This is a genomic window from Shewanella mangrovi (assembly GCF_000753795.1).
Taxonomy (GTDB): domain Bacteria; phylum Pseudomonadota; class Gammaproteobacteria; order Enterobacterales; family Shewanellaceae; genus Shewanella; species Shewanella mangrovi.
This window is the reverse complement of record NZ_JPEO01000008.1, coordinates 32,388-47,663: the sequence shown is the minus strand read 5'-3', so window position 1 is coordinate 47,663 and position 15,276 is coordinate 32,388. Positions and strand designations below refer to the sequence as shown.

Annotated in this window: 19 protein-coding genes; 9 read left to right on the top strand and 10 right to left on the bottom strand. The window is 46.9% G+C overall.

Going from position 1 to position 15,276, the window contains the following annotated elements; genetic code table 11:
- Positions 1-80 precede the first annotated feature (80 nt).
- The 8 genes from tgt (at position 81) to HR45_RS11800 (ending at position 6,803) form a co-directional block, all read left to right on the top strand.
- Positions 81-1,205 carry a tRNA guanosine(34) transglycosylase Tgt gene (gene tgt / locus HR45_RS11835; protein WP_037443196.1) on the top strand — a complete coding sequence of 375 codons (1,125 nt, stop codon included), beginning with the start codon at positions 81-83 and terminating at the stop codon, positions 1,203-1,205.
- Positions 1,206-1,231: 26 nt separating this feature from the next.
- Entirely contained in the window at positions 1,232-1,564 is a 333-nt protein-coding gene (yajC, locus tag HR45_RS11830) for a preprotein translocase subunit YajC (RefSeq protein WP_037443195.1), read from the top strand.
- A gap of 17 nt (positions 1,565-1,581) precedes the next feature.
- Positions 1,582-3,435 (top strand): protein translocase subunit SecD, encoded by a 1,854-nt coding sequence (secD, locus tag HR45_RS11825; RefSeq protein ID WP_037443192.1) that lies wholly within the window; start codon positions 1,582-1,584, stop codon positions 3,433-3,435.
- Positions 3,436-3,449: 14 nt separating this feature from the next.
- Positions 3,450-4,397, top strand: coding sequence for a protein translocase subunit SecF (gene secF, locus HR45_RS11820; protein ID WP_037443190.1), 948 nt, complete (start codon positions 3,450-3,452; stop codon positions 4,395-4,397).
- A 225-nt stretch (positions 4,398-4,622) separates the two neighbouring features.
- The gene (locus HR45_RS11815) at positions 4,623-4,943 is read left to right on the top strand and encodes a putative signal transducing protein (protein WP_037443188.1); all 321 of its coding nucleotides are present in this window, start codon (positions 4,623-4,625) and stop codon (positions 4,941-4,943) included.
- Positions 4,944-4,966: 23 nt separating this feature from the next.
- The gene (locus HR45_RS11810; RefSeq protein ID WP_037443186.1) at positions 4,967-5,329 is read left to right on the top strand and encodes a rhodanese-like domain-containing protein; all 363 of its coding nucleotides are present in this window, start codon (positions 4,967-4,969) and stop codon (positions 5,327-5,329) included.
- Positions 5,329-6,240 carry a precorrin-2 dehydrogenase/sirohydrochlorin ferrochelatase family protein gene (locus HR45_RS11805; RefSeq protein WP_037443183.1) on the top strand — a complete coding sequence of 304 codons (912 nt, stop codon included), beginning with the start codon at positions 5,329-5,331 and terminating at the stop codon, positions 6,238-6,240. Before HR45_RS11810 ends, HR45_RS11805 begins: the two co-directional genes overlap by 1 nt.
- Before the next feature lie 116 nt (positions 6,241-6,356).
- Entirely contained in the window at positions 6,357-6,803 is a 447-nt protein-coding gene (locus tag HR45_RS11800) for a hypothetical protein (protein WP_037443182.1), read from the top strand.
- A 300-nt stretch (positions 6,804-7,103) separates the two neighbouring features.
- Here the strand turns inward: HR45_RS11800 and HR45_RS19725 are convergent, their stop codons facing one another.
- The 5 genes from HR45_RS19725 to HR45_RS11775 form a co-directional block, all read right to left on the bottom strand.
- Positions 7,104-7,235: a YciI family protein gene (locus tag HR45_RS19725; RefSeq protein ID WP_277619576.1), complete on the bottom strand. Its 132-nt coding sequence runs from the start codon at positions 7,233-7,235 to the stop codon at positions 7,104-7,106.
- A 53-nt stretch (positions 7,236-7,288) separates the two neighbouring features.
- Positions 7,289-7,633, bottom strand: coding sequence for a winged helix-turn-helix transcriptional regulator (locus tag HR45_RS11790; protein WP_037443181.1), 345 nt, complete (start codon positions 7,631-7,633; stop codon positions 7,289-7,291).
- 183 nt (positions 7,634-7,816) lie between these two features.
- On the bottom strand, positions 7,817-9,253 hold the full coding sequence (locus HR45_RS11785) for a carbon starvation CstA family protein (protein ID WP_037443179.1): 1,437 nt from the start codon (positions 9,251-9,253) through the stop codon (positions 7,817-7,819).
- A gap of 281 nt (positions 9,254-9,534) precedes the next feature.
- Positions 9,535-10,245 carry a two-component system response regulator BtsR gene (gene btsR, locus HR45_RS11780; protein ID WP_037443177.1) on the bottom strand — a complete coding sequence of 237 codons (711 nt, stop codon included), beginning with the start codon at positions 10,243-10,245 and terminating at the stop codon, positions 9,535-9,537.
- A gap of 1 nt (position 10,246) precedes the next feature.
- Positions 10,247-11,917: a sensor histidine kinase gene (locus tag HR45_RS11775; protein ID WP_037443174.1), complete on the bottom strand. Its 1,671-nt coding sequence runs from the start codon at positions 11,915-11,917 to the stop codon at positions 10,247-10,249.
- A gap of 141 nt (positions 11,918-12,058) precedes the next feature.
- On the opposite strand from HR45_RS11775, the gene HR45_RS11770 reads away from it, so the two are divergent.
- Positions 12,059-12,301: a YecH family metal-binding protein gene (locus tag HR45_RS11770; protein WP_037443172.1), complete on the top strand. Its 243-nt coding sequence runs from the start codon at positions 12,059-12,061 to the stop codon at positions 12,299-12,301.
- Positions 12,302-12,320: 19 nt separating this feature from the next.
- Here the strand turns inward: HR45_RS11770 and HR45_RS11765 are convergent, their stop codons facing one another.
- The 5 genes from HR45_RS11765 to suhB form a co-directional block, all read right to left on the bottom strand.
- Positions 12,321-12,683: a ribbon-helix-helix domain-containing protein gene (locus tag HR45_RS11765; protein ID WP_037443170.1), complete on the bottom strand. Its 363-nt coding sequence runs from the start codon at positions 12,681-12,683 to the stop codon at positions 12,321-12,323.
- The gene (locus tag HR45_RS11760) at positions 12,670-13,338 is read right to left on the bottom strand and encodes an AAA family ATPase (protein ID WP_037443168.1); all 669 of its coding nucleotides are present in this window, start codon (positions 13,336-13,338) and stop codon (positions 12,670-12,672) included. Before HR45_RS11760 ends, HR45_RS11765 begins: the two co-directional genes overlap by 14 nt.
- Positions 13,339-13,422: 84 nt before the next feature.
- Positions 13,423-13,722 (bottom strand): PilZ domain-containing protein, encoded by a 300-nt coding sequence (locus tag HR45_RS11755; protein WP_037443167.1) that lies wholly within the window; start codon positions 13,720-13,722, stop codon positions 13,423-13,425.
- A 124-nt stretch (positions 13,723-13,846) separates the two neighbouring features.
- Positions 13,847-14,251, bottom strand: a complete 405-nt coding sequence (locus HR45_RS11750) for a phosphate-starvation-inducible protein PsiE (RefSeq protein WP_037443166.1) — start codon at positions 14,249-14,251, stop codon at positions 13,847-13,849.
- 164 nt (positions 14,252-14,415) lie between these two features.
- Complete coding sequence (suhB, locus tag HR45_RS11745; protein WP_037443165.1) at positions 14,416-15,219, bottom strand: inositol-1-monophosphatase; 804 nt, start codon at positions 15,217-15,219, stop codon at positions 14,416-14,418.
- Positions 15,220-15,276 lie beyond the last annotated feature (57 nt).

The window sequence follows — 15,276 nt, the reverse complement described above, 5'->3', positions numbered from 1 at the left end:
TGGGGAGCGATAAGCTCCCCTTGAATCTGATGGGATACGTCCCCACAACAAGTCAGACTGTTTCTCTGACGAGGTAACACATGAAGTTTGAACTCCAGACAACAGATGGCCGCGCGCGTCGCGGACGTTTAGTTTTTGAACGTGGTACGGTAGAAACCCCCGCGTTTATGCCGGTTGGTACTTACGGTACAGTAAAGGGGATGACCCCTGAAGAAGTAAGAGAAACAGGCGCCGACATTCTACTCGGTAACACATTCCATTTATGGTTGCGCCCAGGCGAAGAAGTGATGCAAAAGCATGGTGATTTGCATGACTTTATGAACTGGCAACGTCCTATTCTGACCGATTCCGGCGGTTTCCAGGTCTTCAGTCTCGGTGATATCCGTAAAATCACCGAAGAAGGGGTGCATTTCCGTTCACCTATCAATGGCGAGAAAATCTTCCTTGACCCGGAAAAGTCGATGCAAATTCAGCATTCACTGGGTTCAGATGTGGTGATGATTTTTGACGAATGTACGCCATATCCCGCCACGGTTGATGAAGCGCGTAAATCAATGCAGATGTCATTGCGTTGGGCGCAGCGTTCACGTGATGAGTTTGACCGCTTAAAAAACCCGAATGCACTGTTTGGCATTATTCAGGGCAGCGTGTACGAGCATTTGCGTGATGAGAGCCTTGATGGTTTGGTGAATATCGGATTTGACGGTTACGCTATCGGCGGTCTGGCGGTGGGCGAACCGAAAGAAGATATGCATCGCATCCTTGAACATGTGTGTCCAAAAATCCCAGCCGATAAACCCCGTTATTTGATGGGCGTGGGTAAGCCAGAGGATTTGGTGGAAGGCGTGCGTCGTGGTGTTGATATGTTTGACTGTGTGATGCCAACACGTAACGCGCGTAATGGTCATCTGTTTACTGCAGATGGCGTGATCAAAATTCGTAATGCGCGTCATCGTGATGACACATCACCGTTAGAAGCTGAGTGCGACTGTTATACCTGTAAGCACTATTCACGCGCTTATTTGCATCATCTTGATCGTTGCAATGAGATGCTGGGTGCTCGCTTAAACACCATCCATAACCTGCGTTATTATCAAAGATTGATGCAAGGTTTGCGCGGTGCCATTGAGACAGGTACATTAGACGCCTTTGTAAGGGACTTTTACACTCGTCAGGGCCGTGAAGTGCCCGAATTACTTGACTAAATCTACTGAAATAAGAAGAGAGAAGTATGTTTATCGCAAATGCCTATGCAAGCGCCGGTGGCGCACCTCAATCTGGTGGTACTTTCCAGCTGATGATTATGCTGATCCTGATGGGATTGGTGTTCTACTTCATGATCTTCCGCCCACAGTCTAAGCGGGTAAAAGAGCACAAAAACCTGATGTCTTCCCTGTCTAAAGGGGATGAAATCCTCACTAACGGTGGTCTGGTGGGTAAAATCGCCAAAATCGCCGAAGACAATGACTATGTGCTGATCAATCTTAACGAAAGCACTCAGATTACTATCAAGAAAGATTATATTGCGGCGGTATTGCCAAAAGGCTCTATTCAGTCGCTGTAAGCCAAGGGGGCTAAGGCGTGTTAAATAAATATCCAATGTGGAAAAATCTGATGGTGATTGTCATTCTCGCCATCGGAGCTTTCTATGCCCTGCCTAACCTCTTTGGTGAGGACAACGCAGTACAGGTCGTTGGTACTCGTGGTACCACTGTTACTGAAACTACTCAGCGACAAGTTAACGATCTGTTGGCCAGTAAAGGCATTCAGGTTAAGCGTTCTGAGCTGGAAAATAGTCAGCTATTGGTGCGTGTTAACAGTGGCGAAGAGCAACTGCTAGCCAAAGAAGCGATTGCACAAGCACTGGGCGATGGTTATTCAGTCGCTTTGAACCTTGCGCCGGCCGTTCCTAAATGGCTGGAAGATGTCGGTGGTTCACCGATGAAGCTGGGGCTTGACTTGCGCGGTGGCGTGCACTTCCTGATGGAAGTCGACATGAGCGAAGCGATTCGCAAAATGGAAGAAGCCAAAATTGCTGATTTCCGCTCACAATTGCGTGAGGAGCGAATTCGTTACTCTGGCGTTAAAGTGACGCCAAAAGGTATTGAAATTCACTTCCGTGATGCTGACAGTGTGGCTCAGGCTGAAGCATTTTTAAAAACGCGTGCTAACAACGAGATGGTGTTTGCTGATGCATCTGAAGGCGAAAACTTCAAGCTGTTGGCAACAATGAGCGAGCCTTATCTGAAGCAGATTAAGGAAGACGCACTGACGCAAAACATCACTACCATTCGTAACCGTGTGAATGAGTTGGGTGTGGCAGAGCCTGTGGTGCAACGTCAAGGTGCTGAACGCATTATCGTTGAACTGCCAGGGGTACAAGACACTGCACGTGCGAAAGAGATTTTGGGCGCGACTGCGTCAATCGAATTCCACATGGTGGATCAGAAAACGGATCTGCAAAATGCCAAAGCGGGTCGTCTGCCAGCAACTTCAGAAGTGTATAAACGCCGTGAGGGTGGTGAAGTTGTCCTGAATAAAGATGTAATGTTAACGGGTGATCATATTACCGGAGCACAACCATCATTTGACCAGTACAGCCGTCCACAAGTCAGCATCAACCTAGATGCGAAAGGCGGTAACATCTTCTCTAATGTTACTAAGGACAACATCGGTAAGCCGATGGCGACTTTGTTCATTGAATATAAAGATAGTGGTCAGCGTAATCCTGATGGCACTGTAAAGATGAGCAAGGTAGAAGAAGTGATCTCTGTAGCGACCATTCAGGCGCGACTCGGTCGTAACTTCGTGATTACCGGTCTTACCCATAGCGAATCACAAAACTTAGCATTGCTGCTGAGAGCGGGTGCTTTGATCGCGCCAGTATCAATTGTGGAAGAACGTACGATTGGTCCTAGCCTTGGTGCTGAGAACATTCAGAACGGTCTGCAAGCTATGATCTGGGGTATGGCAGTTGTGCTGTTGTTTATGATGGTTTATTACCGAGCGTTCGGTTTCATCGCAAACTTAGCACTGTCCTTTAACTTGATCATGGTCGTTGGGGTTATGTCTATGATCCCGGGGGCGGTACTTACCTTGCCTGGTATTGCAGGTATGGTGCTGACTGTCGGTATGGCTGTGGATGGAAATGTGCTGATTTACGAACGTATTCGTGAAGAATTGCGTGCGGGTCGTTCTATCCAGCAAGCAATCCATGAAGGTTACGCTAACGCATTCTCGACCATTGCTGATGCTAACATCACCACCTTTATCACGGCATTGATCCTGTTTGCTGTTGGTACCGGTGCGATTAAAGGCTTCGCGGTAACGCTGATGATCGGTATCTTGACCTCAATGTTCACTGCGATTGTGGGAACCCGCGCGGTAGTTAACGCGTTGTGGGGCGGCAAGCGTCTTAAGAAGTTGTCAATTTAAGGGGAATGCCGACGATGTTACAGATTTTAAATTTTAAAAATTCGGTTAACTTCCTGCGTCATGCGGTACCTATCAGTATCATGTCAATGATTCTGGTGATTGCCTCATTTGTCTCTTTGGGCACCAAAGGCATCAACTGGGGTTTGGATTTTACTGGTGGTACTTCGGTAGTGCTGAACTTCAGTAAACCAGCGGATTTGAATTCTCTGCGTGATCTTTTGGCTGACGGTCCTACTGAGAGCGCAATCGTGCAGAACTTTGGTTCGAGCCGCGACGTGGTGGTACGTTTGCAGACTCAACAAGGGACTAAAAGCGATGACCAAGTAAAACTGGTGATGGCAGCTGCGGAAAAGCAAGATCCTCAGGTTGAAAGAAAGAGTGTTGAGTTTGTTGGTCCACAAGTAGGTCAAGAACTCGCTGAACAAGGCGGTATGGCAGTGCTGGTGGCACTGATCTGTATTCTGCTTTACGTGGCATTTCGCTTTGAGTGGCGTTTGTCATTGGGGGCAGTTGCCGCATTGGCGCACGACGTCATTGTGACCTTGGGTTTGTTCTCAGTACTGCAGTTGGAGTTTGACTTAACCGTGTTGGCGGGTGTGCTGACCGTGGTTGGTTACTCTCTCAACGATACCATCGTAGTATTTGACCGTATTCGTGAGAACTTCCTTAAGATGCGTAAAGCCGAGCCTCGTGAAGTGGTCAATGCTTCCATCACGCAGACAATGAGTCGTACAGTTATCACCACTGGTACTACTTTGATTACGGTTGTTGCCCTTTATCTGAAAGGCGGTTCGATGATCCACGGTTTTGCTACGGCATTGCTGATGGGTATCGTGGTGGGTACATACTCATCTATCTATGTTGCGAGTTTCTTGGCTATTCGCCTCGGTATTAACCGCGAACATATGATGCCTGTACAGATTGAGAAAGAAGGCGCCGATCAGCCGAGTATGATGCCTTAATCGAATGTTGAGCTGAGAAAAAGCCACCCATTGCGGTGGCTTTTTTTTTCTGTATTAGCCTAAAGTCCATTATGAATTGTTGATGAAAAGTAAATTTTCTGTGGAGTATCCCTCGACACTGTTCATTTTTTGGCTGTAGCATGTGGTGAGCAAAAACGCCGAGTTGTCACTAAAGGTGATTCCTGACATCTTATTCAAGCAGTTACAGGTGGAGTAGAGCAGTACATGGAACAGAGAAAAGTGTTGGTTGCTGGAGGCAATTTACTGCAGGCACATACTTGGAAAGGCATGCTAGAAGCCAGTGGTATTGAAGTTGAACTGCGTGGCGAGGCGCTGATGGGCGGTGTAGGAGAATTGCCTGTTGATGCACAAAGCGTGCAGCTTTGGGTACTTGATAGCCAACTAGATCAAGCGCAACAAGCGTTAGCCGCGTTACAGGTTGAACAACCCCAATGGCAGTGTGTACAGTGTCACGAGTACAATGACGCCAGTTTTGAATTGTGTTGGAATTGCAGCGCTGAGCGTTGTGAATCCCATCATGGCTAATACTCACACTCTTTGGAGCCTTTATGCAGCATAGTCCCGGCTTTCTTGCACTTGTCGAAGCGATTCTTCCCAATATCACCGAAATATCCGCCGACGACTATTGGCAAACGCCCTTCGCGTGGACGCTTATCGATGTCCGTGAAGATCACGAGTGGCAATTGGATCACCTCCCCGATGCCACTCACATGGGTAGGGGCATTATTGAGCGGGACATTGAACTGCGATTCCCGGATAAAACGACGCCGCTTGTACTCTATTGCGGCGGTGGTTTCCGCTCAGCACTAAGCTGCCATAACTTACAACTCATGGGGTATTCTAAAGTACTTTCATTAGCAGGTGGCTATCGCGGTTGGTGTGAACAGCAGCGTCCTTTGGTAACGGATTGATGCAATACTTCCCACTATTTCTCAACACTCAGCGCCTAAATGTACTTATTGTCGGGGCTGGGGAGGTTGCTTGTCGCAAGTTAGATCTACTCAGCCGTACCGAAGCTTCGATTGAGGTCGTGGCTCCAGAGGTCTGTGGTGGCATACTCGACTATGCACGCGCTGAACGTATTACATTGCAGCAACGTGCTGTGGTTGATGCAGATCTGCAGCATCGAGACTTAGTTTATATTGCCACTGCCAATCAGAGTCTTAATCTGCAGCTCGCAGTGCAGGCTAAAGAGGCGGGAGCCATGGTGAATGTTGTGGATACGCCTGCCGCATGTGATTTTATTACACCCTCTATTGTGGATCGTGGGCGTTTGATTGTGGCGATCAGCACGGCGGGCGCTGCGCCAGTATTTGCTCGTGACGTAAGAGCTAAACTTGAAGCCATGTTACCTGCGAGTCTTACCCCGTTATTTGATTTCATTGCCAGTAAGCGCAGCGAAGTGCAGCAACGTCTCACTACTGGCCCTGAGCGCCGTCGGTTCTGGGAGCGTTTTTTCGCGCTGAATGGTGAGCAATTTAACGGGCATACGCTGCAAAAATATCAACAGAGTTTTGCCAACGATATTGAGCATGGTGAACTGCTCTTGCTGGCCGATAATTGTCCTGCAGAATTTTTGCCATTAGCGGCTTTGCCATTGTTGCAGCGTATTGATGCTGTGGTGAGTATTGATGATATTCCGCCAGCTATAGCTGAGCTGATGCGGCGAGATGCTGAGCGTCTGGAGATGTTGTCTAACAGTGAGCTATTAAAGGCATGGGAGATTGGCCAGCGTCTGCTTTTGGTGCTACCTGTCGCAGAAGTTGAACGCCTTAAAATCGCATTTCCATTTGCTAAACATTTGCGCCCAGGCGCTATTTAAGCAAACTTATCTTTCAAACTTTCTAGCCCAAAACGCGAATTCTTTTCTCAACAAAAGGACATTGTCCCTCTAACAATCACAACCTTACCAAAAGCCACACGGCGAATATAAAGAGTATGAAAATTCCTTCTGACGTTTATGAGACCGTATTGCTTATGTCCCATGACCTCGTTACTGCCGCGGCGATTGAGGACAAACAGCAAGAGTGGCGTTTGTACAATGAGTTGCGAGAATATGCGGAGTCTGTAGCCGCTTCAGGGCAGGATCATCCATTTCTTTGGGAAACTGTTGCTGACTTTACTAGCAACGACGCTGCAGCTATTGAGATATACCTAAGGGCCTTAGCATTAGCTAAAGAGCTTCATGCTACAGATTATCTAGCGTCCATCTGTTTTGCTTTAGCGGAACGGTATTCGGTGCTCGCGGCACCGGAAACTGCATATGCCTTTTGTGAAGAAGCGAATCATTATGCAAAGCAGACAGACGATTTGGCACTTCGACGACAGATAAGTGAGTTCCCATTGGAACAGGCGCATTCTGACGAAACTTTCAGTCACAAGTAGCAACTCTTGCGATAGAGTTCATCAGGTTCCAACCCCGTTAACATTCCACCTAGTACTTTGAAAACTGACCTTCATTCAGGGGGAGCATGCATCTCAACACCTTGGCTGTGGTGTCACGAAAATGGGCGATGTCGTTACTTCACTCTACTGAAGCAAGGGCACAAGTTCCGGCACCATTTTACTTGTAACGAACTCTGTCACCTCATAACTGGCAACTTGATGGATGATAAACGGGTCGCTGTTTAATATCGCGTCCAGTTCGGTACGATTTGATGCAATGGCGAGTATGATGCCGTCAGTTCACGGCACTTTGCCACCGGAAGCAATAAAGTGACCTTTTTGATAGTGGGTATCCAGATATTCGCGGTGTGCAACTAAGAACTTATCTACTTCTGAGTGCTCGGTTAGGTAGTGTAACGAGACGATATACATGTTGTTTCCTTGATGAGGATGATCTTACTGCTGGTCAGTAATATGCTGAATAGCTAGTCTTCAGCACTGTTAAGGTCTTTACTCCATTGTTCCGAAAGTGCTTTTAACGGATGAATAGCGGCAATGATTTGCTCGCCTAACTCGGTGGGTTGATAGCCGTCGCCCCCTCGTTCAACCAGTCTCGCAGCTCTTAATTCACTTAGTCTTGAGTTTAAAACGGCAGGGGATATAGATTCACAGCGATTCTGTAGTTCGCGAAACGTGCATGGGCCTCCACTGCATAACTGCCAGAGTACGCCCATTGCCCAGCGTCGCCCGAGCAAATCAAAAAGCGCCATAATGGGATTGCCGCTCTCTGAACCGCGAACTGGCTTACCAGGATGTGGGAAGTTAGCCATAACTCACTCTTTGCTATTAATTTAATAGCAAAGAGTACAATAGCGTTCGTGAAATTGCTATGTTTTTAATAGCAACCATATTTATTCTGTGTGCAAGGTGATGTTGTGGGGGATTTTCACACAACAAAAAAAGCCAGTCTTTCGACTGGCTTTTCACTCAAATACTATCTTATTTATTTAACGTTAGGCTTCTTCAGCACTGATAGCGGCGTCTTTGCCTTTGCTGATATAGAACACCATAGCGGTCACGACCGCGGTAATTACGATACCCGCAATGGTCGACACAGTCATTGGCAAGCCAGCACCCAGTGTTTGTGAATTCAGCAGGAAGCTAAACACCACGGCAGTCATGAACATCGCTGGGATTGTACAAATCCAGTGCAGCTTGTTAGTACGCATCAGGTAGGCCGCAGCAGTCCACAGCATCATTACTGCAGTTGCTTGGTTTGCCACACCGAAGTAGCGCCAGATGATACCGAAGTCTACCTGAGTAAGAATCGCACCCAGTACAAACAGTGGTAGTGCCAGCAGCAAACGCTTGCTAATTTTCACCTGAGGCATGTTGAAGTATTCAGCCAGAATCAAGCGAGCAGAGCGGAATGCAGTATCACCTGAAGTGATTGGCAATACGATAACGCCCAGCACCGCCATAAAGCCACCCACGGTACCTAACAGCCCGGTAGATGCAGCGTAAACAACGTTGGCAGGGTTGCCATTCATACCTTCGCTCAGACCTTGTACACCGTCGAAGAAAGACAGGGCAATCGCACACCAGATCAGCGCAATCACACCTTCACCAATCATTGCACCATAGAATACGAAGCGACCGTTCGATTCATTTTCTACACAACGTGCCATCAGTGGAGACTGAGTGGCATGGAAGCCAGAGATGGCACCACAAGCGATGGTGATAAACAGTGCTGGCCACAGTGGCGCATCTTTTGGATTGAGGTTTTTCAGGAAGTCAGCAGGACCAAATCCAGCTAACAGTGAATGCTGATCTGATACCACAATCGCGATAGTCAAACCGACAGACATAAACAGCAGCAATGCACCAAAGAATGGATACAAGCGGCCGATAATTTTGTCGACAGGTACGATGGTTGCAATCAGGTAGTAGACGAAGATGATACCAACGAACATGGTAACGCTCATGCCTGTAAGTTTACCCAGCAAACCTGCAGGGGCCGAGATAAACACCACACCCACTAACAGCAGCAGTACCAGTGCGAAAATGTTCATAAAGTTTTTCGCGCTCTTACCTAGGTATTTACCGGCAAGATTTGGTACCGATTGGCCACCATTACGTACTGACAACATGCCAGAGAAATAATCGTGCACAGCACCAGCAAAGATACAACCGATGACAATCCACAGCATCGCTGATGGACCGTACATAGCACCGAGAATAGGACCAAAGATTGGGCCCACACCTGCGATGTTCAGCAGTTGGATTAGATAGACTTTTGATTTTGACATCGGCACATAGTCGACGCCGTCATTTTGAGCATAAGCTGGTGTTTGGCGGCCTTTATTGATGCCAAATACCTTTTCAACAAATGTTCCGTAGATGAAATAGCCGCCGATTAGCAGCCCCACGCAGAGTAAAAACCACAGCATGTTTATTCTCCCCCAGTTAGCGTTGATGGCATCTTAAACCTTTTGTTAACAACGCCAAGGTGAGATTCAGTAAGCGGTAATATTGGCTGAGTGAGCGGTTATAGATGGCCTTAAGCGGTTTTATTGGAGAATAAGCGGCTGTATATCACCTGTAAAAGGTAGCTGGAATGTTACGAAAGCCTACCACTAAAGTATAATGCTGGTGGCGGCTAAACATTATAAAAGCAATAAAAATAATGTGTTAACCGCTGAACTCTATGAATGGCGGTAAAAATACAGGGTTAATTGAAACCAAAGGCCTGCTTTAACGGTTTCAGGTAGCGGCGTGACACCGGAATTTTCGCTTCGCTGTGGGTGGTGACTTCACCGCCGGTGTCTAATACCTCAATTTCAGCAATTGCCGATGGCGCCACGAGATACTGTCGATGGCAACGGAGTAGCGGGGTTTTCTCTTCAAGTACTTTTAATGTGAGCTCAGTATGGACTTGCTCTTTCGCCGTGGCGATGTGGACCCCAGTTAAATCGCTAAAGGCAAACTCTACATCTTTGACCGCAATAATTTTTAATTTGCTACCGCAATAACAGGGTAAATGCTCCAGATGGACCGGCATCACTGGTGTGAGCAACTGTGGCGTTAGATCGCGTCTGACTTTACTCAAGGTTTGCTGCAGACGTTTCTCATCTAGAGGTTTAAGCAGATAATCAAAGGCATGGTTATCAAATGCCTTAACCGCAAATTCATCATAGGCGGTGACAAACACAATGCGGGGTAACTGCTCTGGGTCGAGCATCGCTATCAGTTCCATCCCACTGATCCGGGGCATTTGAATATCGAGAAACACCAAATCAGGCTTTTCTCTATTAATCATCTGAATGGCTTCGACCGCATTGGCGCATTGACCGATGATCTCAATGTCATTTTCAGTGGCCAGTAGCTCCGCTAATGCCTCGCGAGCATAAAGTTCATCGTCGACGAGTAAGCAACGTATCATGTTAATTATCCCGGTAAGGCAGATTGATCGCGACGCGAGTATACTCGTCTGGCTCGCAGTTGACTGTAACGCCATAATGCGGGCCGTAAAGATTCTGTATACGTTTGTGTACTAAGTTCATGCCAAGTCCGTCTGATTCCGCTTTTTCTTCATATAAACCAGCATTATCTTCAACCGCTAAAATAACCTCATCATTGTGCAATTCTGCGGTAACACGAATATATCCGGGCTCAATTAAATGTGAGGTGCCATGTTTAACCGCATTCTCAATGATGGGTTGCAGCGTAAAAGCTGGCATTTGCATTGCCAGCAGTGCTTTATCAATGTCGATATCTACTTGCAACTTATCCACGAAGCGTGCTTTTTCTATCGCTAGATAGGAGTCAATGTGTTCTAACTCATCACTTAGTGATACTAGTCCCGTAGTACGTTTCAGGTTAATCCGTAAGAACTGGCTGAGCTGTTGCAGTAGTTGCCGGGCATTATCTGGATCGCGGCGCACAATGGCACTGATGGTATTGAGTGCGTTAAACAGGAAATGAGGATTGACCTGCGCTTGCAACAGCTTTAACTCTGCCTGAGTCAACATCGATTGCTGTTGCTCAAAACGTCCGTAAAGGATCTGGTTGGAAAGTAGCCTTGCAATCCCTTCGCCTAGTGTACGGTTGATATTGAGGAAGAGTTTATTCTTTGGCTCATATAACTTGATGGTGCCAATCACTTCGTTATCGGCGCGTAACGGGATGACTAAACTGGACCCCAATTTACAGTTTTTGGAAATTGAGCAGGAGTAGGGCGTTTCAACACCGTCGGCAAACATCACCCGGTTTTGATGAATGGCATCCATGGTGATTTTAGAGGAGATAGGAGTGCCAGGCAGGTGATGGTCAGCGCCAATACCAATAAATGCCATCAGTTTTTCACGGTCAGTTATGGCTACTGCGCCAACAGAGGTTTCTTCGATCACTATCTTGGCGACTTGGGTACTGGTTTGTTCGTTAAAGCCTTTACTTAGAGTACCGACACTGCGCTCAGCAATTTTTAGCGCCTTGGTGGAAAAGCTCGACGACAATTTATCGAACATGGTTTTTTGGTCACGAATAATGCTCATAAACAAGGCGGCACCAATTGAGTTTACCAGTAGCATTGGCGGTGCAATCTGTCTCACCAGTGCTAGCGCTTCTTCAAATGGGTGTGCCACCATTAAAATAATGCACATCTGCATCATCTCAGCATAAAAGGTGACTAAGCCGACGAGAAAGGGATGATAGACCAGTTCGCCACGGCCTTGCTTCTTTAAGTAATAGCTGATCATGCCAGCGCTAAACCCTTCAAAAGTGGTGGATATCGCGCATGAAAGATCGGTAAATCCGCCCAAGGTATAGCGGTGAATTCCCCCGGTTAACCCCACCAATAACCCTGTCGTTGGACCACCTAAAAGACCACCCAACACGGCTCCCATCGCACGGGTATTGGCGATAGCACCATGGGTTTGCTCACCAAAATAAGTGGCCATGATGCAAAAACTTGAGAATACCAAGTAGATATAGATTTTGTGGGGTAGGCGGGTCGAAGCTTCGGCAAAAAGCTTGAACATCGGGGTTTTGCTGACGAGATACACAATGACCATATAAAGGCACATCTGTTGTGTCAGAGCGAGGATCAGCGCCATGTTGAATTCACCTTGGCCGATTGGCTGTTCAGATTGTTAAGTCTGTTCGCTATATTGCCAGAATTCTTGCGTTAAATCAGAGTATGGCATGCAAAAAATCGATATAAATCAGCAACTGCTTATTTTGATGGGAGCTTAACCATGAGTGAATCTATCCACGGTCATGAAGTCTTAGAGATGCTGCTAGCGCAACCTGAAGGGGTAACTAGGGAGTTGCTTAAGTCACAAATGCAGCAACGTTTTGGTGCGACAGCGCGCTATCATACCTGTAGCGCAAGTGATATGGATGCCGACGCATTGATTGAATTTCTTGCCGCTCGTGGCAAGTTTGTCGATGCGCCAGCAGGGATCACCACCGAAGCTGAAAAAATCTGTAGTCACTAATTGTTGATGATGAAGCGCTTTACTTGGGCGACTGTTGTTCGCATAACTCCAACAGTTGTTCTTGCTCATCATCCGTGAGCTGCGAAAAGTTGGCAATAAAAATGCGCAGCAGTTTGGACTTGGCAATACCAGTTTGCTGTGACAAGTCATCGAGTTGAGAAATACTCTGTTCTGTCAGTGTAAAGGTGGCATGGCGAAACTGCTTCGGCGTTTTGCCTTTGCTCAGTTTTCTTGTGACTTGCTCGGCGTCGCCTTTTTCCCCATGTTGTAATTTACTCGGTTTGCCCGCCGCATAGTTGGTAGCGTCTTCGATAAAATCTTCTACCGAGACTTTCTTGGGCTTTTTCTTGACGAGATTGCGTTTTAAATCAGTTAAGCTCATAAGAATTTTCCGGCGGAATAGCAAACAATTCATCAGCTATGGCTCGGATCTCTTCTGCTGCCTTTCCATCGGGCTCAAGTTCAATCACTGAAGAACCTTTTTCTTCACTGTCATCATAGATGTTACGGTTAAAAGTGACGGAGTTGAGTACGCGTAGGCCGAAGGATTCAACCACCTCTTTTGCTTCTAAAATCCGTTTCGCTTGTGTGGGTAACGCCGGGCATTGAGTGAGAACAATTGTTGCGACCATTTTCGGATTAACCATTTTACAGGTCGACAGCATATCTTCCATGTGCGGCAGGGTTTTTAAATCGCGGCGTTTAGGACGAAGGGGAATGACGACATAAGTGGCGACTGACATTGCTGCACGCATGGCTAAGTTATCTTGACCACCACAATCGACAATGACGTAATCATAGCGTTCATCAAGACTTAGTAAGTCATTGCGAATTTTGCCGTAGAGTTGAATACAGTTGATGCCGGGAAGTGATTCATCGGTGTTACGTGCTTGAATCCAGTCAGAGGTGGTTCGCTGTGGATCACAGTCGACCATCAATACGTTGGCATTAAACTTCTGAGTAATGTGTACCGCAATATTTTGGGCTAAACAGCTCTTACCGCTACCGCCTTTTTCGCCGCCAACGAGCAGTATCATAAAAATTCTCCCCGAGCATTAGATACTTAGTCTTATCACACAAGTTCACCAAGTATAGAACAGAATAAAATTTGCATTGCGCTGCTAAAAAAGCTGCATGGCAATGTGAAACACCTCACCATTGGGTGAACAGCGGCAAACCTGACCTTTAATCGTATTTTGCGCATCAGTGCCGGCATTAAAGGTAACTTCGACTAATTCACCTAGTTTAAAGGCGTTGCTGTACTCAATGAGAATGCCGTGCCGCGACAGGTCGATACAGATGCCTTCAGCTGTCTGGAATTGCCCGCTAGCATCCTGCCAACCTAATCTTATTGTTTCTGATTCAAGATCTACCCGTAAGGACTTACGGCGTTCGTTGAAAGAATCTACATCATCACTCATATGTCGTCCCTTTATGGATGTGCATAGTTACTCGCCACGTTAACACAGCATAGAACGCTTGAGTAGAGGCTGCAAAATGCTGATATCTAAAAATATGCCCGACGTTTTCGCCGGGCATATTTGCTTAGTTATCGTATTCCTGATTACGTGGGTAAGGCATTTTTAATTGGCCCCAGCGAATCACAATGACGGTACAGGCTAATACCAGTGTTGAAAGTGATACAGTGAACACGCGCCAGTCTTCCATTGCTTTCATATCGAGGATTAAATAACGGGCTAACGCGACAATGGCAATGTAGAGTGGCATGCGCACGGGCAACTTACCTGATTCGGCATAATTGGCGACCATGGCAAGCACTTCTAGATAGATGAACAACAGCAGCAAGTCTGCGAGCTCTACAGTGCCTACTTCAAAGATGTGTACGCCTTCTTGGCCGATGGCAACAACTGTGGCAATCGCTATCAGTAGCAACACGACATGTTCCACTGCCTTGAGCGATTTAGCGCCGTACTTCCGATAGATTTCCATAGCAACTCCTACATTATTTTTATGTTCATTATCAATGATTCAGCGTAATGCTTCAGTGAAATTTGCGTGACTAAACTCACAGATAATCGACGGTGTTCGTGTCCGTTGTGACAATTTGGGTATAAAAAAACCGCCAAGCGGCGGTTTTTTATATTGAAGAGAGATTAACGCTTCAGTGCTTCGCTCAACTGTGGGCGGAATTTCTTCACCAATAGTGCGGTAGTTTTCGGACCACCTGCCACGATGTTACCGCTAATAAGGTAGTTGTGGCCACCTGACAGTTCAGCCACAGTACCGCCAGCTTCACGTACCAAAAGGTCGCCAGCAGCGATGTCCCATGGCTTCAGACCGATTTCAAAGAAGGCATCAATACGGCCAGCAGCAACATAAGACAGATCTAAGGCGGCAGAGCCTGCACGACGGATATCGGTGCAGCTAGCGAACGCTTCAGCAAACAGCTTCATATAGGTTTCGGTATGCTGACGTGCTTTAAATGGAAAACCGGTAGCCACTAAGCTCTTGCTTAAGTCATTTGGGTTATTGGCACGAATACGGAAGTCATTCAGCTTAGCGCCTTGACCGCGAACAGCAGAGAACAACTCTTCACGTACAGGGTCATAAACGATAGCGACTTCAGTTTTACCTTTAACTTGTAAGGCAATAGAAACAGCAAAGTGAGGAACACCATTAACAAAGTTATTGGTGCCATCCAGCGGATCGACAATCCACAAATAATCTGAGCTAGAACCACGGTTTTCACCGTTTTCTTCACCTACGATGCTATGATCGGGGTAAGATTTGCGGATTTGCTGAACAATGGCAGCTTCTGCTTCTTTATCAATATTTGACACAAAATCGTTAACACCTTTGGTATCAACTTGAACGCGGTCTAATTCGTTAAAACCACGCATGATAATCTGGCCTGCGGCACGAGCGGCGCGCACACCAATGGTAAGCATCGGATGCATTGCAATCCCCTGAATGTGAAAGAACGGTCGAAAAAACGCGCGTATTATACATGAGCC